Source organism: Virgibacillus sp. W0181 (genome assembly GCF_051846915.1).
Classification (GTDB): Bacteria; Bacillota; Bacilli; order Bacillales; family Amphibacillaceae; genus JBPYCR01.
The window spans coordinates 19636-40852 of record NZ_JBPYCR010000002.1 but is presented as its reverse complement, the minus strand read 5'-3'; the positions used below and the strand labels follow the sequence as shown (position 1 = coordinate 40852).

General features: G+C 37.3%; 24 protein-coding genes. All 24 read left to right on the top strand.

Going from position 1 to position 21217, the window contains the following annotated elements; genetic code table 11:
* Positions 1 to 11: 11 nt before the first annotated feature.
* The 24 genes from ACLIBG_RS01515 (at position 12) to ACLIBG_RS01400 (ending at position 21107) form a co-directional block, all read left to right on the top strand.
* The gene (locus tag ACLIBG_RS01515) at positions 12 to 1331 is read left to right on the top strand and encodes a flagellar hook-length control protein FliK (RefSeq protein ID WP_439310938.1); all 1320 of its coding nucleotides are present in this window, start codon (positions 12 to 14) and stop codon (positions 1329 to 1331) included.
* A 9-nt stretch (positions 1332 to 1340) separates the two neighbouring features.
* The gene (gene flgD / locus ACLIBG_RS01510; protein WP_439310937.1) at positions 1341 to 1814 is read left to right on the top strand and encodes a flagellar hook assembly protein FlgD; all 474 of its coding nucleotides are present in this window, start codon (positions 1341 to 1343) and stop codon (positions 1812 to 1814) included.
* Position 1815: 1 nt separating this feature from the next.
* Entirely contained in the window at positions 1816 to 2181 is a 366-nt protein-coding gene (locus ACLIBG_RS01505) for a TIGR02530 family flagellar biosynthesis protein (RefSeq protein ID WP_439310936.1), read from the top strand.
* 83 nt (positions 2182 to 2264) lie between these two features.
* Positions 2265 to 3191, top strand: coding sequence for a flagellar basal body rod protein FlgG (gene flgG / locus ACLIBG_RS01500; RefSeq protein ID WP_439310935.1), 927 nt, complete (start codon positions 2265 to 2267; stop codon positions 3189 to 3191).
* A gap of 54 nt (positions 3192 to 3245) precedes the next feature.
* Positions 3246 to 3464, top strand: coding sequence for a flagellar FlbD family protein (locus ACLIBG_RS01495; RefSeq protein WP_439310934.1), 219 nt, complete (start codon positions 3246 to 3248; stop codon positions 3462 to 3464).
* Complete coding sequence (gene fliL / locus ACLIBG_RS01490; protein ID WP_439310933.1) at positions 3457 to 3876, top strand: flagellar basal body-associated protein FliL; 420 nt, start codon at positions 3457 to 3459, stop codon at positions 3874 to 3876. The genes ACLIBG_RS01495 and fliL overlap by 8 nt, the downstream gene beginning before the upstream one ends.
* Positions 3877 to 3909: 33 nt before the next feature.
* Positions 3910 to 4896, top strand: coding sequence for a flagellar motor switch protein FliM (gene fliM / locus ACLIBG_RS01485; protein ID WP_439310932.1), 987 nt, complete (start codon positions 3910 to 3912; stop codon positions 4894 to 4896).
* Position 4897: 1 nt separating this feature from the next.
* Positions 4898 to 6070, top strand: a complete 1173-nt coding sequence (fliY, locus tag ACLIBG_RS01480; protein WP_439310931.1) for a flagellar motor switch phosphatase FliY — start codon at positions 4898 to 4900, stop codon at positions 6068 to 6070.
* Between the two features lie 22 nt (positions 6071 to 6092).
* Entirely contained in the window at positions 6093 to 6455 is a 363-nt protein-coding gene (locus ACLIBG_RS01475) for a response regulator (protein WP_439310930.1), read from the top strand.
* Positions 6456 to 6471: 16 nt separating this feature from the next.
* Positions 6472 to 7125 (top strand): flagellar biosynthetic protein FliO, encoded by a 654-nt coding sequence (locus ACLIBG_RS01470; protein ID WP_439310929.1) that lies wholly within the window; start codon positions 6472 to 6474, stop codon positions 7123 to 7125.
* Complete coding sequence (fliP, locus tag ACLIBG_RS01465) at positions 7109 to 7774, top strand: flagellar type III secretion system pore protein FliP (protein WP_439310928.1); 666 nt, start codon at positions 7109 to 7111, stop codon at positions 7772 to 7774. The genes ACLIBG_RS01470 and fliP overlap by 17 nt, the downstream gene beginning before the upstream one ends.
* Before the next feature lie 198 nt (positions 7775 to 7972).
* Positions 7973 to 8242 carry a flagellar biosynthesis protein FliQ gene (gene fliQ, locus ACLIBG_RS01460; RefSeq protein ID WP_439310927.1) on the top strand — a complete coding sequence of 90 codons (270 nt, stop codon included), beginning with the start codon at positions 7973 to 7975 and terminating at the stop codon, positions 8240 to 8242.
* Positions 8243 to 8245: 3 nt separating this feature from the next.
* On the top strand, positions 8246 to 9025 hold the full coding sequence (fliR, locus tag ACLIBG_RS01455; protein WP_439310926.1) for a flagellar biosynthetic protein FliR: 780 nt from the start codon (positions 8246 to 8248) through the stop codon (positions 9023 to 9025).
* A gap of 1 nt (position 9026) precedes the next feature.
* The gene (gene flhB, locus ACLIBG_RS01450) at positions 9027 to 10109 is read left to right on the top strand and encodes a flagellar biosynthesis protein FlhB (protein WP_439310925.1); all 1083 of its coding nucleotides are present in this window, start codon (positions 9027 to 9029) and stop codon (positions 10107 to 10109) included.
* 15 nt (positions 10110 to 10124) lie between these two features.
* Positions 10125 to 12161 (top strand): flagellar biosynthesis protein FlhA, encoded by a 2037-nt coding sequence (gene flhA, locus ACLIBG_RS01445; RefSeq protein WP_439310924.1) that lies wholly within the window; start codon positions 10125 to 10127, stop codon positions 12159 to 12161.
* Positions 12151 to 13278: a flagellar biosynthesis protein FlhF gene (gene flhF / locus ACLIBG_RS01440; protein ID WP_439310923.1), complete on the top strand. Its 1128-nt coding sequence runs from the start codon at positions 12151 to 12153 to the stop codon at positions 13276 to 13278. Before flhA ends, flhF begins: the two co-directional genes overlap by 11 nt.
* Positions 13271 to 14134, top strand: a complete 864-nt coding sequence (locus ACLIBG_RS01435) for a MinD/ParA family protein (RefSeq protein ID WP_439310922.1) — start codon at positions 13271 to 13273, stop codon at positions 14132 to 14134. The genes flhF and ACLIBG_RS01435 overlap by 8 nt, the downstream gene beginning before the upstream one ends.
* A 5-nt stretch (positions 14135 to 14139) precedes the next feature.
* Positions 14140 to 15210 (top strand): chemotaxis-specific protein-glutamate methyltransferase CheB, encoded by a 1071-nt coding sequence (gene cheB, locus ACLIBG_RS01430; protein ID WP_439310921.1) that lies wholly within the window; start codon positions 14140 to 14142, stop codon positions 15208 to 15210.
* Positions 15211 to 17226 (top strand): chemotaxis protein CheW, encoded by a 2016-nt coding sequence (locus ACLIBG_RS01425; RefSeq protein WP_439310920.1) that lies wholly within the window; start codon positions 15211 to 15213, stop codon positions 17224 to 17226.
* Positions 17227 to 17292: 66 nt separating this feature from the next.
* Entirely contained in the window at positions 17293 to 17763 is a 471-nt protein-coding gene (locus ACLIBG_RS01420) for a chemotaxis protein CheW (protein ID WP_439310919.1), read from the top strand.
* 3 nt (positions 17764 to 17766) lie between these two features.
* On the top strand, positions 17767 to 18408 hold the full coding sequence (locus ACLIBG_RS01415) for a chemotaxis protein CheC (RefSeq protein ID WP_439310918.1): 642 nt from the start codon (positions 17767 to 17769) through the stop codon (positions 18406 to 18408).
* Entirely contained in the window at positions 18401 to 18898 is a 498-nt protein-coding gene (locus ACLIBG_RS01410; protein ID WP_439310917.1) for a chemotaxis protein CheD, read from the top strand. Before ACLIBG_RS01415 ends, ACLIBG_RS01410 begins: the two co-directional genes overlap by 8 nt.
* A gap of 46 nt (positions 18899 to 18944) precedes the next feature.
* Entirely contained in the window at positions 18945 to 19724 is a 780-nt protein-coding gene (locus ACLIBG_RS01405; protein WP_439310916.1) for a FliA/WhiG family RNA polymerase sigma factor, read from the top strand.
* A 21-nt stretch (positions 19725 to 19745) separates the two neighbouring features.
* On the top strand, positions 19746 to 21107 hold the full coding sequence (locus ACLIBG_RS01400; protein ID WP_439310915.1) for a DUF342 domain-containing protein: 1362 nt from the start codon (positions 19746 to 19748) through the stop codon (positions 21105 to 21107).
* The last annotated feature ends 110 nt before the right edge of the window (positions 21108 to 21217 follow it).

The window sequence follows — 21217 nt, the reverse complement described above, 5'->3', positions numbered from 1 at the left end:
AGGTGAAAATAGTGAATGCAATTACATTAACAGTACCATCGAATCTTTCAAAAAGTAAGGTTGAAAAGGTACCTTTGGATTCTTCAAATCAGGAAAGACATTCCATCTTTAATGGACTATTGCAGCAACAAACAGCAGGGGAACAAAATTCCATCCTTTTGGACCGAGAAATATATCAACAGCTTGATGAACCCCTAAATAATGAGTCACTAATCGCCCAATTACAAGCATTGACCAATCCCAATGAGCCGATTACTGAAGCAAATCCCGAAGAGTTGGAAATCCTGAATGAATTACAAACGATTACCGGACTTGATATTTCAACTCTCATTGAACAATTGATAACTCAACAACAAACAGAACCAAACATGAATAAGGAAGCAACTTTTGACCAGCGCATGATGACAAATTTGTTATCAAAATTGGAAAGTCAGACAACAATGGTATTTCATAAAGAAGGTCAATTCCAGCAGCTTATAGCGAAGTTTGAACAACTAGTTTCCAAACTTTCAACAAACAATGATAACCTGCTGAAACTGTCACCTAAAATATTACAGGTGCTGCATCAATGGACTGTTTTGGAAAAAAAGCTTACGACCGAGCAGATGGGTATACTGCAACAAACTTTAGACAAGGATTCAAACGAACAAACTATCTTTAAAGAAATATTGCATGCTTTTAAAAATCGCAATGAACTTGCTGCAAAACAGCACTACCGTGCAAATGCACAAGTTACAAGCACCGACGTTGCCAAGTGGCTTCACGCATTAACGACAAATAAAATGGTATCGAATCATCCGCAAGTCATTCCGGCTACTATTCCATATGACCAGTCCATGCCAATGTCGACGGTTGAACAACTTGTTATCCATGTTCATAAAGGGGAAGGAGCTGTTCCTGCTGAACAGCAACTATTGAAACAATTTCAACAAGCCATTCGATCGAGCCAGTTTTTATCATTAAATAACGGAACGACTCATTTATCATTTTCGTTGCGTCCGCAAAATTTAGGTGAAATGGTTGTACGCCTAACACAAATGAATGGCGAGATGGCAGTTAAAATTATTGTTACATCCCAGGTAGCTAAAGAAATGATGGAGTCGAATATTCATCAATTAAAAAATATGTTCGCGCCACACCAAGTCGTTATCGAGAAGGAAGATTTAGTGAATGGAAGCAGGCAGGATATATTAAAAGAAGCGCATGATGAACAAACGAAAGAACAAGAAAAGGAGCGTTCCGAGTCCGATCCATCGGAAGACAATGAAGATCAAGCAAATAAAGATTTCAAAACAGAATTTCTGGAACAAATTATGAACGAGAAAGTGTAGGTGAAGCAGATGAACAAAATCGATGCTTCTTTATATTTTCATAATCAACCGAAACGCACACCAAGCTCAAATCTCGGTAAAGATGAGTTTATGAAAATATTAATGACGCAGCTGCAAAACCAGGACCCGTTAAATCCGATGGAAGATCAGGATTTTATTGCACAAATGGCAAACTTTTCTTCTTTGGAGCAAATGATGAACATGTCAAAGTCGATTGATACACTTGTTCAAAGTCAAATGGTGTCACCGGTAATTCAATATAGTCACATGATTGGCAAAGATGTATCTTATAAAAAACGTAATGAAGAAACAGAAAAAGAAAACACGGTAACGAGTAATGTAATTGCAGTTAGTCAAAAAGAAGGCTGGGCAATATTAGAGTTGGAAAACGGAGAAAAAATTTATGCCGATTCTGTTATACAGGTGAGTGAACCGACTGCTGATAAGCCTGATGCTGGCGCTGAGAGTAAAGGAAGTGAATAAAATGGCTCATCGTGTCAGTGGAATACAGCAGCATCACCCATTTCCTGTTCCGGGTCAAAAGGTGAAAAATAACCAGACAAGTTTTAAGGAAATTTTTAAAGACGTTAAAGCAATAAAAGTTAGTAAACATGCACAACAACGCATTAGCGAACGAAACATTCAGATTAACGATAAGCAGTGGGAAATAATTACAAAGAAAATGCAGGAAGCGAAGCATAAAGGGGTAACCGATTCATTGGTTGTAATGAAAAACGCTGCTCTGCTAGTTAGTACACAAAATAATACGGTGGTAACCGCAATGAGTCAGGAAGAAGCTTCCGCTAAAATTTTCACAAACATTAACGGAACAATTGTACTTAATGAATAGGCTGGACCCTTTAAGGGAAGCCACTTATGCTGTTGATTGATCGATACAGTGTATTCAATCCAAAAAAAAGGGAGAAAAAAATTATGTTACGTTCTATGTATGCAGGTATTTCAGGAATGCGAGGATTCCAAACAAAACTCGATGTTATAGGTAATAACATCGCCAACGTAAATACAGCAGGATTTAAAAAAGGTCGAGTAACATTTCAAGATATGATGAGTCAAACGACTAGAGGTGCACAAGCCCCGACGGAAACCGGTGTAAGAGGTGGAACAAATCCGGCACAGGTTGGGCTTGGTTCACAGCTTGGAACAATTGATAATATTCATTCCCAAGGATTTCGTCAGCCAACGGATAACCCACTCGATTTTTCTATCGAAGGGGATGGGATGTTTGTTGTTGGTAATAATCTAGCAACAGAGAACAATACTGCTTTTGATCCAAACGCTGATACACACGTCGATTACATTAATCTTGAAAATTCAAACATCGCCTATACGCGTGCTGGTAATTTTGGATTGGATAAAGATGGAAATGTTGCAAATCCCCAAGGGCAGTATTTAATAGGATTTGCAGCCGACGCAGCAGGAAACATTAATACTGGTAATTTAACAACAATAAAAATACCCGGAAACGCACAAAGCTTTAGTGTTACATCAAACGGTTCAGTGAACTACATTGATGAAAATGGAAGTCAACAAGTTGCCGGTCAGGTAGCATTAGCTAGTTTCTCCAATCCGTTGGGTTTGCAAAAGGCAGGAAGTAATCTTTACTTGGATACGCCGAATGCCGGTTTAAGAAAAGATGCAAACGATAATATTCAATTAGTTGCAGGAGAATCAGACGATATTGCTTCTTCTATTATCAGTAATTCATTGGAAATGTCGAATGTAGATTTGGCAGAGGAATTTACGGAGATGATTACGTCTCAGCGTGGATTCCAAGCAAATACTAGGATCATTACGACATCGGATGAAATTTTGCAGGAGCTCGTCAATCTAAAACGATAATGAGGAGGTAGGGAGTGGGCAGTAGCTCTATGAACTGAACACTCCCGCCATAAAATGATTCAATTACAACGGTTAAATGGGGAAGAATTTTCTTTAAATGCCTTGATGATCGAACAAATTCAGTCACATCCGGATACGACGATTACGTTAACGAATGGCAAAAAAATTGTAGTAAAAACAACCGAGCAGGAAGTAATAGATAAAGCGTCTGTTTTTTATCAAAAAGTCGGATTATACGGAAGGTTAAAAGAGGCGGGTGAAGTGAATGAGTAGTCTAGCAAAGACGATGGTAACTTCTTTAATTGTTTTGCTCGTTGCTGGAGCAATTGCATTCATTATTGTTTTAAATTATACAGGCAATCAAAACAAAGGCGAAGCGCAATCGATTGATGAAATTGCCGAGTATTCGTATGAAACTCCTGAAGTAACGACGGACTTAAACGATGGAAGTTTTGTGCGAATTCAATTCCAAATTTTGACGGATGGAAAGAAAGCTAGAAATGAAGTAACCAAACGCGAATTTCAGCTTAAAAATATTTTAATAAAAGAGCTTGCTGTTATGAATGAGGAAGACTTCAAATCCGGCCTTAGTAAACTGGAAGACACACTTCAATCCAAATTGAATGAAGTAATGACCGAAGGCAATATCACAGATGTATATACAACCGGAAAAATATTGCAATGATGATGTATTACTCCAATATGGAGGTGGAAACTTTTGATTGAAGAAGTACTTTCCCAAAATGAAATTGACGCTCTTTTATCTGCCATTACTTCAGGAGAAATGGATGCAGATCAGCTGAAACAAGAGGAAAAAGAACAAAAAATTCGTGTATATGACTTTAAGCGTGCCTTGCGTTTTTCCAAGGATCAAATACGTAGTATATCCAGAATTCATGAGAATTTTGCTCGATTAATGACTACTTTTTTTTCCGCTAAATTACGAACTTATGTCAATGTTTCAGTAGCATCTGTAGATCAAATACCATATGAAGAATTTATTCGATCAGTACCTAAGATGACGATATTGAACATATACAGTGTTGCCCCATTGGAAGGCAGAATTTTAATGGAAGTTAATCCGAACATAGCGTACAGTATGCTTGATCGTGTGTTGGGTGGTAGAGGAAACAGCGACAAGAAAGTAGATAGTCTAACGGAAATTGAAACACTTCTGATGTCTCAGCTTTTTGAAAAAGCGGTAGTAAATATGAAAGAAGCGTGGGATTCTTTAGTGGTAATTGAGCCGGAATTGGATGAGTTTGAAATTAATCCGCAATTTTTACAAATGGTATCGCCAAACGAAACAGTTGTCGTTGTTTCATTAAATACGACAATCGGGGATACGAGTGGGATGATCAACATCTGTATTCCCCACATTGTACTAGAACCGATCATACCTAAACTGTCCGTACATTATTGGATGCAGACAGCTACGAATAAAAGAGACCCGGAAGCGTATGAAAAATTGCAAAAGAACATTCAAAAAGTCCAAGTTGAAGCAAAAACATTGTTAGGGGAAACAACCATCCATATGAAAGAACTCTTAAAATTAAGTAGGGGTGATGTGATTGCCCTTAATCAAGCAATTGATGAACCGCTTCAGCTTGCAATTAATGATGAACCAAAATTGTACGTGCAGCCAGGAAAACATAAAAATAAATTATCTGTCCAAGTATTGGAAGAAATAAAGGGGGAGGAATAAAATGAATGATGGCATGCTTTCCCAAGATGAAATTGATGCGCTGTTAAATATTGGAAATGATGATAACGAAGATACTAAATCAGGAAACGCGGAGGAAGTGAACCTAGAAAACTATCTTACCGGGTTAGAAAGAGATGCGTTAGGGGAAATTGGTAATATTTCATTTGGCAGCTCTGCTACAACGTTATCAACATTGCTCAATCATAAAGTCGAAATTACAACACCTGAAGTATCCGTTGTAAAAAAGCCTGGATTAGATGAAGAATTTCCTTTTGACCATGTAAGTTTACGGGTTAATTACATTGAAGGGTTTACAGGGTCAAATTTATTCGTCGTTAAAGCAGAGGATGCTGCAATTATTTCAGATATTATGCTTGGAGGCGATGGGTCGAATCCCGAAAAAGATTTAAGTGAAATTCATCTCAGCGCTGTACAAGAAGCAATGAATCAAATGATGGGTGCTTCAGCGACCAGTATGAGTACCGTTTTTGATAAAAAAATCGATATTTCTCCACCTTCTGTACAATATGAAAATATTGAACAGGCAACTGAACTGAAAGGAGATTCCGATCATGAAATTTTCGTTAAAGTATCCTTTCAAATTATAGTTGGAGATTTAATAGACTCAAATATTATGCAGCTTATTCCATTATCATTTGCGAAAGAGCTAGTCGGGATGTTGCTTCATACTCCGTCTAATGAAAAAGGACCAGAACAAATGACAACCCGAGATCAAATTGCTAAAACAGAAACCTCTGAAAAGCCAATGGAATCGGAACAGCCTGCAATGAAGCATACAGAAGATCAGGATAGTGCAACTACCCAATATATTGGTGATTCCGTTCAGCAAAATGCAAATGTTCAGCAAGCGTCATTTTCTACCTTTGATCAGGTGGGATTAAACAGAAGCGAACAACGCAATTTGGATATGCTACTTGATATTCCTCTGAAAGTAACGGTGGAGCTAGGTCGGACGAAGCGTACCATACAAGATATACTTGAACTATCGTCAGGATCAATCGTTGAACTCGATAAACTTGCTGGTGAACCAGTCGATGTATTAGTTAATGAAAAGCTGATTGCTAAAGGAGAAGTAGTAGTCATTGATGAGAATTTTGGTGTACGAGTTTCGGATATTGTGAGTCAAACAGATCGATTATTAAATTTAAAATAAAATTGTATGAGGTGAACATAAAGTGGCACATAGCATTCTAATTGTAGATGATGCAGCATTTATGCGGATGATGATTAAAGATATTTTAACTAAAAATGGATTTGAAATTGCAGGAGAGGCAGAAAATGGTATACAAGCGGTAGAAAAATATAAAGAAGTTCAACCGGATCTCGTTACCATGGATATTACGATGCCGGAAAAGGATGGAATTACTGCATTAAAAGAAATTAAAGAATTGAACCCAGATGCAACGATTATTATGTGTTCAGCAATGGGACAGCAAGCGATGGTTATTGATGCGATTCAGGCCGGTGCCAAAGATTTTATTGTGAAGCCGTTTCAGGCAGATCGAGTGCTTGAAGCAATTCAAAAAGCACTTGGCTAAGAAACGAGTGAATAAAATGAGAAAAAAACGATATATATCAGTTCTAATGTTCCTCTTCCTTGGCATGTTTGTTTTATCTACGACGGTGCATGCGGAGGTGCCTAATGTAAAGGATTGCCTAGACGGAAGTGCGGATTGTCCCGAATTGGGTGAGACGAATGATGCAGAAATGGAACTAAATGATGAGGCACAAACAAAGGGGACAAACAGTCAGTCCATAGTTTTTGATTTGATCAAAATGGTTTTTGCCTTGCTGTTAGTTCTTGCTCTAATTTATTTTTTACTTAAATTTTTAAATAAACGAAGCAAATTATATCAACAGGTGAAAGCATTGGAGAACATGGGTGGAATATCGGTCGGACAAAATAAATCGATACAGATTGTTCGTATTGGATCCAAATTGTACGTCATCGGTGTCGGAGAAAATGTGGAACTTTTGCAAGAAATTACGGATGAAACGTTAAAGCAGGAGCTGTTCACAAACGATCAAACAGATGAATCCAAGCCAACGGCCATGTTTAATAATTTGTTCAATCAAAAATCCAATAAAGGCTCTTCGAAAAAGTTCAATCAACTGTTTTCGAATGAACTTGATAAATTAAAAAAGACGAGAAAAGAAATAATTGATCAACAAAAAAAGAAGGAAGATGAACATGACGGAATTTATTGATATGTTTGCCAGTTCTGATCCTTCAGACGTTGCTACATCTGTAAAGCTTTTATTGTTGCTCACCGTACTGTCGCTTGCACCTGGAATATTAATATTGATGACAAGTTTTACTAGAATTATTATTGTCTTGTCTTTTGTACGGACATCACTTGCGACACAGCAAATGCCCCCTAACCAAGTACTGATCGGGCTTGCCTTGTTTTTAACATTTTTTATTATGGCACCAACATTCAATGAAGTATATGACGAAGCACTTCAACCATTATTTAATGAAAATATGACGTTGGATGAAGCGTACGAAAGTGCAAGTGTACCATTGAAAGATTTTATGGCGAAGCATACAAGACAAAAAGATTTGGCATTATTTATGAGTTATACAGAAATGGATAAACCGGAAGCAGTTCAGGATATTCCGCTCACGACACTCGTTCCCGCTTTTGCCATCAGCGAATTGAAAACGGCATTTCAAATGGGGTTTATGATATTTGTTCCTTTTTTAATTATTGATATGGCTGTCGCTAGCGTCTTAATGTCCATGGGTATGATGATGCTGCCCCCGGTTATGATCTCCTTGCCTTTTAAAATTTTATTATTTGTGCTTGTCGACGGATGGTATCTTATTACGCATTCTTTGCTTCAAGGGTTTTAGTAATTTGTGTATTTGGAAAAGGGTGTGGAATAAATATAGCTGCATTTCAGCTCATGGAATATACTCGCTTTCCGCAGGAGGCTCGCATATTCCATTCGCTAAAGTTGCGTACCATTTTAGTTTTCCACAAAAATCCGAATACCCTTCATCTGTACATTAGATGAATAAAGAGATTAAAGAAAAAAGGTGTTGGTTTGCTTGAGTAATGAATTTGTACTGTCATTGGCGGAAAAAGGCATCTATACGATATTACTGGTTGCAGGTCCATTACTCATTCTGGCATTGGCGGTTGGTCTTTTAGTAAGTATATTTCAAGCAACAACTCAAATACAGGAGCAAACTTTGGCCTTTATCCCGAAAATCGTTGCTGTATTATTAGGAATAGTATTTTTTGGTCCGTGGATGCTCGGGCAAATGATCGAATTTACTATCGACTTATATCAAAATCTAAATCAGTTTGTAGGTTAACAGATGCTAGAATTAATTAATTTATCAAGCATACCTATCTTTTTGTTGATTTTTGTGAGAGTTATCTCTTTTTTTGTTGCTTTGCCTTTATTTTCTTATCGAACGATACCAACGCAATTTAAAATTGGCTTTAGCATTTTTTTATCTTTTATTATGTTCTATACACTTGACAAGTCTACTATTACCATTGATGACACATTTGTTTTTCTATTATTGAAAGAAGCATCTGTTGGGCTGCTTATCGGATTGATCGCTTTTATTATCTTATCTGCTGTACAAATAGCCGGGGGATTTATTGATTTTCAGATGGGATTTGCTATTGCCAATGTGATCGATCCGCAAACAGGAGCTCAAAGTCCGCTAATCGGACAATATTTTTATATCATTGCGCTATTGTTTTTACTATCGGTCAATGGTCATCATTTATTGATAGATGGCATTGTAAATAGTTATCAATTTATTCCTATGGATGCTTTTGTACCATTTGCAAATGGCTCCATTGCAGAATATGTAATTTCGATATTTAATCGAATGTTTGTCATTGCGTTTCAAATTGCTATCCCGATTGTCGGTTGTTTGTTTCTCGTTGATGTGGCATTAGGCATGATTGCAAGAACTGTACCGCAGCTGAATGTATTTGTTGTCGGTTTGCCTATAAAAATTTTTGTTAGCTTTGCCGTATTGCTATTTTTTCTAAGTTTGTACGTAATGCTTGTTAAAAGCTTATTTGAGTTAATGTTTGAGACAATGCGAGGATTAATGCAACTGTTCGGAGGTGCCTAATTTGTCATTACAACTGGATTTGCAATTTTTTGCCGGTGAAAAGACCGAAAAAGCAACTTCGAAAAAAAGGACTGATGAGCGCAATAAAGGAAAAGTAGCAAAAAGTCAGGATGTCAACACAGCGATTCTGCTTCTATTTTCATTTATTATTCTGGCTGTGTTTGGAACTTTTATGAAAAATAATATGCTCGCATTATATGAATATACTTTTACGGAATATATTCATTGGGACGTTACAACAAATACAATCGTACAGATTTTTAAAGAAGTTATGATTCAACTGACGAAAATTGTTGCTCCGCTCATGGTTATCGCTATTATTGCCGGAATCGCTGCAAATTTATTGCAAGTTGGTATTTTATTTACGACAGAACCACTTAAATTTGATTTAAAAAAAATTGATCCAATAAAAGGTGCTAAAAGAATTTTCTCGATCCGTGCATTGGTTGAATTGCTGAAATCATTATTTAAAATTGTGTTTATTGGTGTTATTACATTTGCGATTATTTGGATATATAAAGATGAAATGATGATGCAGTCATTGAAAAGTGCTGAAAGTTCCCTTTCTTTTTTTGGTATGGTTACTATGATAATGGGCATCTCCGCAACAATTGCACTCCTGCTATTATCTGTTATGGACTATATTTATCAACGATACGATTTTGAAAAAAACATTCGAATGTCTAAGCAAGATGTAAAGGATGAACATAAAAATATTGAAGGCGATCCATTGATCAAATCGAAAATAAAAGAAAAACAGCGTCAGATTGCAATGCGGAGAATGATGAGTGAAGTTCCTTCTGCGGATGTCGTCATCACCAACCCAACCCACTATGCTATCGCAATCAAATACGATGAAATTAAAGCAATTGCACCTATTGTCGTGGCAAAAGGAACCGGTCACCTCGCACTGAAAATAAAGGAAGTTGCACAGGCGCATAAGATTATAACGGTTGAAAACAAGCCGCTCGCCCGTGCATTATATGGATCGGTCGAAATAGATGATGCGATACCGGAAAATTTTTATCAAGCAGTTGCCGAAATTTTGGCTTACGTATATCAGATAGAGAAAAAAGTTAATTAGTAAGGGGATTTATGAATGAAAGCACGCGACTTATCAGTCCTATTAGGGGTCATTTTAATAATAATCATGCTAGTCATCCCTTTACCTGGATGGCTGTTAAGTGTCTTGATATTATGCAACATTACACTAGCGTTAATCGTTATTCTCGTATCCATGAATACACAAGAAGCGTTGCAATTTTCCGTTTTTCCTTCCCTCTTATTATTATTAACATTATTTCGACTCGGGTTGAATGTTTCAACGACTAGATCAATTTTATCGAAAGCGGATGCTGGCGGGGTTGTAGACACATTCGGTACCTTTGTTATCGGCAATAATCCACTGGTTGGATTTGTTGTTTTTATTATTCTTGTTATTATTCAATATATTGTCATTACTAAAGGTGCTGAACGTGTGTCAGAAGTTGCTGCCCGATTTACGCTGGATGCCATGCCGGGAAAGCAAATGAGTATTGATGCAGATTTGAATGCAGGGCTTATATCCGAACAACAGGCAAAAGAACGCCGGGAAAAAGTGGAAAATGAAGCTGATTTTCACGGAGCAATGGATGGTGCCAGTAAATTCGTCAAAGGGGACGCCATAGCAGGAATTATTATCGTATTAATAAATATTATTTTTGGACTGATTATAGGCATGGTTCAACTGGATTTATCTTTCCAAGAGTCGATTAATACATATATGAGACTTACAGTTGGAGACGGATTAGTCAGTCAAATCCCTGCGCTTTTAATAGCTACGGCTACCGGGATTGTTGTAACTCGTGTTACGACTACAGGTAACCTTGGAAGTGATGTTACGGGCCAATTGCTTCAATACCCGAAACTATTATTTATAGCTTCTGGGACGATATTTTTGTTGGGATTCACGCCGATTAATTTTCTGTTAACAACGACAATTGCTTTATTACTCGGACTAAGCGGATATTTATTATTGAGACAATCAGAAGAAAAGGAAGAAGAACAGGAAGAAATGGAAGAAGCGGAAAGTTCCTCTATGAAGTCAACAGAAAATGTTGTGGACCTGCTAAGTATGGATCCAATCGAGTTTGAATTTGGTTATGCGCTCATTCCACTGGTGGATGCCAATCAGGGCGGCGATTTGCTTGATCGTGTCATTATGATTCGAAGGCAGTTGGCAATCGAGCTCGGAATTGTAATTCCAGTCGTTCGCATAAGGGATAATATACAGTTAAACTCCAATGAATATCGCCTGAAAATAAAAGGTAATGAGGTTGCATTTGGTGAGTTGTTGCTTGATCATTATTTGGCAATGACCCCTGATTTTGAAAATGATGAGATGGAAGGAATTGAAACAAAAGAGCCAGCGTTCGGGTTACCTGCTACGTGGATAAGCGAAGATAAAAAAGATGATGCCGAATTAGCAGGATATACGGTAGTAGATCCTCCATCCGTTGTTTCGACTCACTTAACGGAAGTAATAAAAGCGCATGCGCATACATTACTCGGTAGACAAGAAACAAAACAATTGATTGATCACTTAAAAGAGAACTATCCAATATTAGTGGAGGAAGTAACACCTGAGCCACTGGGTATCGGAGAGATTCAAAAAGTTTTGGCTAAGTTATTAAAAGAAAAAGTATCCATCCGTAACTTGCCTATTATTTTTGAGACATTAGCTGATTTTGGCAAATTGACGAGTGATTCCGATCTGCTCGTTGAATATGTGCGACAAGCTCTATCTGCGCAAATAACGAAACAATATACAAACAACGAAGAACTATTGAAAGTAATCACAGTATCAAGTAGGATCGAACAGCTCATCTTGGAAAATGTTCAGCAAACAGAACACGGAAACTATTTAACATTGGATCCGGAAGCACAACAAGTGATTATTACGGATGTAAATGAACAAGCGGAAAAAAATTCTTTATACGAAGAACAACCGGTCGTCCTATGCTCGCCGGCCATACGTATGTATATGAAACAGCTGCTGGAAAGATCGCTGCCGCAAGTTGTTGTTCTTTCCTATAATGAACTGGAACCAAACGTCCAAGTTCAAAGTGTTGGGGTGGTGAATGGTAATGAAAGTTAAAAAATATGTAGCTGAAACAATGCCTGAAGCAATGAACGAGATTCGCAAAGAGCTTGGACCCGATGCAGTTATTTTAAACTCTAGAGAATTAAAAGGAAATGGCTTTTTCGGGTTTTTTAGGAAAAATAGAATTGAAGTTGTTGCAGCACTGGATTCACAGCCTATACAAACAACCGATAACAAAAAACAGTTCATGCCGGAAAAATTATTGTCCGATAATGAACTATCCAAAACAAACAGCGATTCCACGGATGTTGTGAGTGAAATTAAACAGTTAAAAAAAATGCTGCAGCATCAGGCGTTTCAATCGACAAATAATTATTTACCAGAATATGAGGTTATATATCAATATTTATTAGAACAGGAAATCGAGGATCAATATAGTAAACAACTCATTGATCAAGTAATGGAAAAGTATAAAAGTGCAAACGCAACGCCTTCTCCTGTTGACATTTTGCAAACTGTTCGTTTGGAAATCGAAAAAGCGTTAAAAAATACTTCGTTTGCAGGTAGTTCGGATGATAAAAGAGTAGTTCAATTTGTGGGACCAACTGGTGTGGGGAAAACAACAACTCTCGCCAAGGTTGCAGCCCATCGTATGTTAAACGAAGAAAAGAAAATCGCTTTTATTACTGCAGACACGTATCGGATTGCGGCAATTGAACAATTAAAAACATATGCAAGAATTTTAAATGTACCGATTGAAATAGCATATTCCATTGAAGATTATAAAAATGCACTTCAAAAATTTGCATCATATGATCTAATTCTAGTCGATACAGCTGGTCGTAACTACCTTGATGAAAGATATGTTAAAGAACTGAAAAGAACAATTGATTTTAATGAAGACATGGAAACGTATCTTGTGCTTTCTTTAACTGCTAAATCAAATGACATAACAGAAATTTATGATCAATTTAGTCACCTTTCCATAAAAAAAATAATATTCACCAAAATTGATGAGACTCATCAGTATGGAAATATAGTGAACATGGCTTTGCGTGGATATGTCGAAATTGCATACTTGGCTGATGGACAAAATGTACCTGACGACTTAATAGAACCAACCCCGGAAAAAATAAGTGAATTAATCATTGGCAGGTATAACAATGAGTGACCAGGCAGCACGTTTAAGACATAAATTTCAACAAAATCCTAACAAGAAAAAGGCAAAAACAATCGCTGTTGTAAGTGGAAAAGGCGGAGTCGGAAAATCGAACATTGCATTGAATATGTCGATTGAACTACAGCAACGTGGTAAAAAAGTATTGCTAATTGATCTTGATCTCGGGATGGGGAATATTGATATTTTGCTTGGTATTTATACTAAAAACACGATAGTTGATATGTTTAATGATTTTATGCCAATTCATGATATCATAGAAACAGGGCCAAAAGGCTTAGCTTATATTGCAGGAGGCTCGGGCATAACAGAGTTCTTTTCCTTAAATGATCAAAAAATTCAATATTTTTACGATCAATATGAAAAATTGATACGCACGTATGATTTTATTGTTTTTGATTTAGGTGCCGGAGTGACAAGAGAAAGTTTATATTTCACCTTGGCCTCAGATGAATGTATTGTGATTACAACCCCAGAACCAACAGCGCTAACAGATGCCTATAGTATGATTAAACATATTATTAATAACCGCCGGAACATGCCGATATATGTAATAATGAACCGCTGTTACAAAAAGAAGGAAAGTTTAAAAGCATTGAAGCAATTCCGACAAATCGTTAATCAGTTTTTACATATCGAGGTTCACGTGCTGGGAATGTTACCAGAAGATAAACAAGTTGTTCAAGCAGTGACTAAACAAGTCCCATACATTTTATTGAATAAGAATGCTCCTGTTTCAAAAGCAATAAAACAAATGATCGATCAATATATGATATATTTCGGCACGATAAATGAAAATGAACCATTTACTTTCATCCAACGAATAAAACAACTTATGTCAGCGAGGTAGAAGTTATGCATCGTATTCGGATCGCCGTTATTGACGAATCAAATCCAACTCGGAAGGCGATAGAGGCCATTGTCAATAATGATTCACAGATGGTATTGGTCGTATCGTCTTACAATCGTAATCAAGGACTCTCAGCAGTGGAAAATTCAAGCGTTGACATCATATTACTTAGTGTTGAAATGCCCGTACTGGATGGAGTCACGACGATAGAAGCATTAATGCGTATATCTTCTGCACCTATTGTTATATTGGCTAAGTCAACGGTAGAATCCACCGCGAAAACGGTTCGTGCAATTTCCAACGGTGCAGTCGACTTTATTCGATTGCCAAAGGAAACTACAGATTTAACGAGCGAAGTTTTCAAAGAACAGGTCATTAAAAAGATTCAATCCGCCGCTCATGCAAGAGCAGGAAGAATTTCTAAATTAAATAAGGAGCAAAAAGCAGCGCCTGAAATTAACATCGATATTCAGAAGGAACAAAAGTATGAACAAACGATTATTGCTATCGGTGCATCCACTGGTGGTCCACGCGCTTTACAACAAATTTTACTAGACTTGCCAAATGACTTTGATGCATCTATATTGATTGTTCAGCATATGCCGGCAGGCTTTACCCGATCGTTGGCGGAAAGATTAAATAGAATAGCATCTATTACTGTTAAGGAAGCTGTGGACGGTGAAACAATCCAGACACGGACAGCCTATATCGCACCTGGAAATTATCATATGAAACTTGTTAAAAACAATGGTTTTAAAATTAAATTAACGCAGGAAAAAGAAAGGCTCGGGCATCGCCCCTCGGTTAATGTTTTATTCGATTCATTGGCACTCATAGCTAATATTAACATTATGGCAGTTGTTTTAACGGGAATGGGAAAAGATGGGGCAGAAGGAATTGAGCAGATAAAGAAAAAGAATAAAAAAGCAATTATTATAACAGAATCAATTGAATCATCCGTCGTTTATGGAATGCCTGCAGCTGCAGTGCAAACGACGTTGGTGAATGAATCACTTCATCTTCGGAATATCGGCAAGGTAATTGCGAAATTTGATAGAGTGTCAGGGGGAATGTAAATGGATACGACACAATATTTAGATGTTTTTATTGATGAAAGCATGGAACATTTAGATACATTGTATCAGCAACTGCTTAATCTCGAAAAGAATTCGGCGGATAAATCAATTATCGAGGAAATATTCCGTGCAGCTCATACGCTAAAAGGCATGTCCGCAACAATGGGATACAGTGATTTGGCAAATTTAACACACGTTCTTGAGAATGTTTTTGACGGAATTAGATATAACAAAATTAATGTAAATACGCAAATGATGGATGCATTATTCGATTCCGTCGATCAGTTAAATGCGATGATTGAAGATATTGCCAGCGGTGGAGAGGGAAAAAGGGATGTCACATCCACTGTTCAGTTACTTGAACAAATTGAACGAGGCGAAAATCCGATATTACTGGAGTCGGAACAAATATTTGATTATGCCAATCCAGTGACCACGTTGGACGAATTTCAACTATCAATCTTAAATGAATCTTCTGATCGCGGGTATTACAACTATGAAATCCATATTGAATTGAATGAAGATTGCTTATTAAAAGGTGCCCGTGTTTATATGGTTTTTGAAGTGCTGGAAAAATTGGGCGAAGTAATCAAGTCACAGCCGACTGTTAATGATTTGGAAGAAGAAAACTTTGACCACTCCTTTACCATCATATTCATTTCGACACATGAACAAGGAGAGATTTCCCAGAAGATTAATAAAGTATCGGAAATTCAATCTGTTGAAATAAAACCATTTTCGGTATCGGCCTATAAAGTGGAGCAGGATAAACTGGAAGAAAATAAGCAATCCGAACCTCCTGCAGCAGGTCAATCGCGATCGGATCATAAAACGAATAAAACAGTAGCACATACCACAAATGCACAAAGCAAAACGATTCGGGTCAATATTGATCGGCTTGATGTATTGATGAATTTATTTGAAGAATTAGTAATTGACCGCGGACGGTTGGAACAGATATCTCTTGAACTGGATCATCATGATCTTCAGGAAACAGTTGAGCATATGTCACGTGTTTCCGGTGATTTACAAAATATCATATTAACGATGCGCATGGTTCCAATAGATCATGTGTTTAATAGATTCCCAAGAATGATTAGACAGCTGGCACGTGAACTTGATAAAAATGTTGAAATTGAAATCATTGGTGCGAATACCGAGCTGGATCGAACTGTAATTGATGAAATTGGTGATCCGTTAGTACATTTGATCCGCAACGCAATAGACCATGGAATCGAAATGCCTGATGAACGGAAAGCGAAAGGGAAATCCGAACAGGGGACAATACAGCTGGAAGCTTACCATAGTGGTAATCATGTATTTATTGAGATACGAGATGATGGTGCGGGAATTAATAAAGATAAAGTGGTCAATAAAGCAATTAAGAGTGGGATCATCAGTCAAAGTGAGGCGGAATCTTTAACAGATCAGCAAGTATATGAATTAATTATGGCGAGTGGGTTTTCAACGAATGAGACAATTTCTGACATATCGGGCCGGGGGGTTGGGCTGGATGTCGTCAAAAATACGATAGAATCTTTAGGTGGAAGTATTACAATTGATGCTGCGTTAGATCAAGGATCAACTTTTTCTATCCAGTTACCGTTGACGTTATCGATTATCTCTGTATTGCTCGTCGAGCTAGGTTCAGAAAAATATGCTGTTCCACTTTCATCAATTATCGAAACGGCCATTTTACATAAAAATGAAATATTGAAAGCACATAATAAAAAAGTTATTGATTTTCGTGGAAATGTTGTACCGTTAACCTATTTAAGTGAAATTTATTCTGTTTCTAATAGCAGTAGTCCCAAAGATGAATATGTATCGATCGTAATTATAAGAAAAGGAAACAAAATGACCGGACTTGTTGTTGATTCGTTTATTGGTCAACAAGAAGTTGTTTTGAAATCGCTCGGCAACTATTTGACGAATGTTTTTTCCATTTCAGGAGCAACGATACTTGGGGATGGGGAAGTAGCTTTGATCATTGACAGTAACGCTTTAGTGAAATAGATAATGCATGTAGGACTGCTCAACATTTTATTATGATTTTAAAAAACGAATTCAGGAGGTCATTTCATGGATAATACCAAAGGATCGGATAAGAAGGTCATTGTATTTCAGTTAAAAGATGAAGAATATGCCGTTTCGGTAGAACAAGTAAGGGCGATAGAACGAATTGTGCCAATTACGAGGGTCCCACAAACAGCTGCCTTTGTCAAAGGCGTAATCAACTTGCGGGGGATCGTAACGCCTATTATTGATTTAAGAGTTCGCTTTGGAATTGAAGAAACAGAATACAATGAGTTGTCCAGAATTATCATTGTGTTTTTGGATGATATGGAAGTCGGCTTAATTGTTGATGAGGCGAATGACGTAATTGACATACCGGAAAGTGTAATTGAATCTGCACCGGAAGTAGTTGGAACGGTCGATGTAGACTACATTGAAGGTGTAGCCAAACTGGAAAATCGGTTGTTGATTATACTCGATTTACAAAAAGTTTTATCAAAAGAGGAAATAAAAGAACTAAAAGCAGTGGAAGGATAACGTATGAGCTTTAAACGACTATCGACCGAACAGAAGGATTTACTGCGTGAAATTGGAAATATCGGAGCAGGAAATGCAGCCACATCGATGTCAAAGCTTGTTAATAAAAAAATAAACATGCAAGTCCCTTCCGTTAAAATCGTAACCTTTGATGACATGATGGAATTAATCGGGGGGCCAGAAGAGGTAATCGTAGCTATTCTATTTCGAATAATGGGCGATATGCCGGGTACGGTTTACTTCTTATTGACTATTGAAGAAGCGGAGAATCTGGTTGATGAGTTAACATTTAACTCCGATTTTCCCATAGTTGATAACGGAGAGCTGAATGAATTCGCAGTTTCCGCACTTCAAGAAGTCGGTAATATCTTAACCGGATCATATTTAACTGCATTGGCGGATTTTACAAAGGTAAATATGCATCCATCTGTTCCTTATTTAAGCATCGATATGGCAGGTGCAGCACTAACGGCTGGACTAGTTGAATTATCACACGTAAGCGACTATGCATTAATTATTGATACAAAAATAGACGATATGGAAATGACTGAAGCTAAAGGGATTCAAGGGCAATTTCTTTTACTTCCGGATCCTGGTTCATTTACAAAAATATTTTCTGCACTAGGAATCGATGATTATGCATAACGTTCAGTCGGTTGTTAAAGTAGGCATTTCTGATCTAAAAATTGTACAAGCACCTAATACAATCCGTACATCAGGTCTTGGATCGTGTGTGGGAGCAGTAGTATATGACTTATCAAAAAAGGTAGCCGGGTTAGCCCATATCATGTTACCTGATGCTGCTTTGACGAGAGAAGGAAAATTTAATAAATATAAATATGCAAATACGTCACTTGATATTTTAGTTACAATGTTAATTGATAATGGGGCTAGAAATCATGCCCTGAAAGCAAAAATTGCCGGCGGCGCTCAAATGTTTCAATTTTCCTCGAATTCGGATGTCATGCGCATCGGACCAAGGAATGTGGATGCTGTGGAGAAAAAATTAACTGAACTTAACATCCCCGTTATTGCTGCTGATGTTGGAGGGAACAAAGGAAGAACAATTGAATTTGATCCAGCAACAGGGAAACTTAAAATACGAACGATAAAGCAAGGAGAAACCATTATATAAATAACTACATTTTTTAACGACTGAAAAAAGGATAGGAGGAGCAACGATGCCAACGAACCATTCTCCTCTCGTACAACAACTTTGGAATAACTGGCAGCACGGTCACAATGAACAAGCAGCCAACGAATTAATGGACCATTATATGTATCTTGTAAACTTTCATGTGGAAAGGATTGCAACCCATTTACCTGAAAATGTCAGCAAAGAAGATCTGAAAAGCTACGGTATGCTGGGGTTATATGATGCATTAACAAAATTTGAAATAAGTCGGAATTTGAAATTTGATACATATGCATCCTTTCGTATACGTGGAGCCATTATTGATGCATTAAGAAAAGAAGACTGGCTACCTAGATCCCTTCGTGAGAAAACAAAACGAATCGAACAAGCTTCACGAGAACTGGAACAGAAGTTTCATCGTACACCGACTTCGAAAGAAATAGCGCATAAGTTGGAGATGGAAGTAGATGAAGTTGAATCGGTCACTAAAGACGCTTTGTTTGCAAACATTTTATCGATTGAAGAAAAGCCTGCTTACAACAAAGACGATCATAATGAAGGCGTCGGATATACTATTCCCGATTCAACTAGCACTCTACCGGATGAGCATATGGTCGATGTGGAAATCAAGAAAGAATTAACAAACAGTATAAAATCATTGAATACGAATGAACAAATGGTTATTAGTCTATTTTATCATGAAGAACTTACGTTAACAGAAATAGGTGTAGTCCTTGACTTGACAACATCCAGAATTTCACAAATACATAAGAAAGCAATTTTTAAATTACGTTCCACTTTACGTAAAATGGAAATGCTGCAATAACAAGGACAAAGGGGAATAACAATGCTCAAGGAATACTTTCATATAACCGTATGCGAGGATAAAATGAAAGCAGAAATTGATATTACGGAAAACTATGAAAATATAAGGGAAGATCTGAAGGAACAAGAATTAAGACAATTTCTTCAGGCAGAAAATATTGTATTCGGAATTCATGAAGAGAACATACTACAGCTTCTGTCCACCCCACCTGCTGACGTATTCCCCTTAACAATTGCTGAAGGCCGGCCGGAAATTGACGGTGTGGACGGGGAACTAAAGTATGTAGCGGATTTTAATTCACATATTGAACATTCACCGAGTAGGAACTTTCGGGATATTATGCGAATTCCGAGTGTCAATGAAGGAGATAAAATTGCAGTCATCATTGAACCAACAGCAGGCAAACCAGGTGAAAATGTGTATGGAAAAGTGATACGTGCTCGCCAAGGAAAACCAGTATTAATAAAAGCTGGCAAAAATGTACAGCTTAACGAAAGTGATTTAACCTTTTACGCTACAGCGGAAGGACAGATTAGTGTAACATCCAGATATATTCACGTCCATTCAGTGTACGAGCTTAACGAAGCGATATCAATGAAAGTAGGTAACATTGATTTTGTTGGATCTGTCGTTATTCGCGGAGATGTTCCGACAGGCTATACAATCAAAGCAAAGGGAGATATTAAAGTATTCGGAATGGTCGAAGCTGCTACGCTAATTGCTGATGGTTCGATTTTTGTTTCTGAAGGATTGGCAGGATTAAAAACAGGCACACTAAGGGCTGCAGAAAATGTATATATTAGCTATATTAATCAAGGTAATGTAGCTGCGGGAAATTCCATCCATGTAGAAAATTCCATTCTTCATAGCGAATGCATAGCAAAAAGAGCTATTCATTGTCAAAATGGCAACATTATCGGCGGCTCGCTGTCAGTTGGCCAATCGATAGAGGCGAAAGACGTTGGAACCCGTATGAATACAAAAACTGAAATATATTTTGGCATCAATAAAGCGGAAAATGAGAAGGAAAAAAAGCTGTTGAAAACAAAAGCGGAGCTAGAGCATACGCTGACCAAGTTAACAACACTAGGTGAAAAATTACAGCTTAATAAAGCAGAACAAAACAGTAAATTGCGTATTACATTGCTCAGGCAACGTCATTCATATAATAAAACAGCGTCACAAATTGAAAAAATAAATCAAGCGCTGAAGCAAATGGATATACAGCTTAGAAGCGAAGAAGACCCGGTACTGACGGTTAAAGGTGTATTGTATCCGAATGTCACAGTTGCTTTCGGTAAGTATAAGCGTACAATAGAAAGAAACTATGGTGCTATTCGAGTGAAAGCGGATCAAAATGAAATTGTCATTCTTCCTATGTAACACTTTACTACAAAGATTATTTTAGCAAATCCGCACTTTGTTTTATTCGCCGTAATGAAACTGCATATTTGTTTTTCCAATGAAGTTAATAAAGGACCTATAAAAAGGAT

What these genes read in the sequence shown, in the direction of transcription:
- flgD (WP_439310937.1), top strand. Translation starts at nt 1,341, where the DNA reads ATGAACAAAATCGATGCTTCTTTATATTTTCATAATCAACCGAAACGC.
- ACLIBG_RS01505 (WP_439310936.1), top strand. Translation starts at nt 1,816, where the DNA reads ATGGCTCATCGTGTCAGTGGAATACAGCAGCATCACCCATTTCCTGTT.
- flgG (WP_439310935.1), top strand. Translation starts at nt 2,265, where the DNA reads ATGTTACGTTCTATGTATGCAGGTATTTCAGGAATGCGAGGATTCCAA.
- ACLIBG_RS01495 (WP_439310934.1), top strand. Translation starts at nt 3,246, where the DNA reads ATGATTCAATTACAACGGTTAAATGGGGAAGAATTTTCTTTAAATGCC.
- fliL (WP_439310933.1), top strand. Translation starts at nt 3,457, where the DNA reads ATGAGTAGTCTAGCAAAGACGATGGTAACTTCTTTAATTGTTTTGCTC.
- fliY (WP_439310931.1), top strand. Translation starts at nt 4,898, where the DNA reads ATGAATGATGGCATGCTTTCCCAAGATGAAATTGATGCGCTGTTAAAT.
- ACLIBG_RS01470 (WP_439310929.1), top strand. Translation starts at nt 6,472, where the DNA reads ATGAGAAAAAAACGATATATATCAGTTCTAATGTTCCTCTTCCTTGGC.
- fliP (WP_439310928.1), top strand. Translation starts at nt 7,109, where the DNA reads ATGACGGAATTTATTGATATGTTTGCCAGTTCTGATCCTTCAGACGTT.
- fliR (WP_439310926.1), top strand. Translation starts at nt 8,246, where the DNA reads ATGCTAGAATTAATTAATTTATCAAGCATACCTATCTTTTTGTTGATT.
- flhA (WP_439310924.1), top strand. Translation starts at nt 10,125, where the DNA reads ATGAAAGCACGCGACTTATCAGTCCTATTAGGGGTCATTTTAATAATA.
- flhF (WP_439310923.1), top strand. Translation starts at nt 12,151, where the DNA reads ATGAAAGTTAAAAAATATGTAGCTGAAACAATGCCTGAAGCAATGAAC.
- ACLIBG_RS01435 (WP_439310922.1), top strand. Translation starts at nt 13,271, where the DNA reads ATGAGTGACCAGGCAGCACGTTTAAGACATAAATTTCAACAAAATCCT.
- cheB (WP_439310921.1), top strand. Translation starts at nt 14,140, where the DNA reads ATGCATCGTATTCGGATCGCCGTTATTGACGAATCAAATCCAACTCGG.
- ACLIBG_RS01425 (WP_439310920.1), top strand. Translation starts at nt 15,211, where the DNA reads ATGGATACGACACAATATTTAGATGTTTTTATTGATGAAAGCATGGAA.
- ACLIBG_RS01420 (WP_439310919.1), top strand. Translation starts at nt 17,293, where the DNA reads ATGGATAATACCAAAGGATCGGATAAGAAGGTCATTGTATTTCAGTTA.
- ACLIBG_RS01415 (WP_439310918.1), top strand. Translation starts at nt 17,767, where the DNA reads ATGAGCTTTAAACGACTATCGACCGAACAGAAGGATTTACTGCGTGAA.
- ACLIBG_RS01410 (WP_439310917.1), top strand. Translation starts at nt 18,401, where the DNA reads ATGCATAACGTTCAGTCGGTTGTTAAAGTAGGCATTTCTGATCTAAAA.
- ACLIBG_RS01405 (WP_439310916.1), top strand. Translation starts at nt 18,945, where the DNA reads ATGCCAACGAACCATTCTCCTCTCGTACAACAACTTTGGAATAACTGG.
- ACLIBG_RS01400 (WP_439310915.1), top strand. Translation starts at nt 19,746, where the DNA reads ATGCTCAAGGAATACTTTCATATAACCGTATGCGAGGATAAAATGAAA.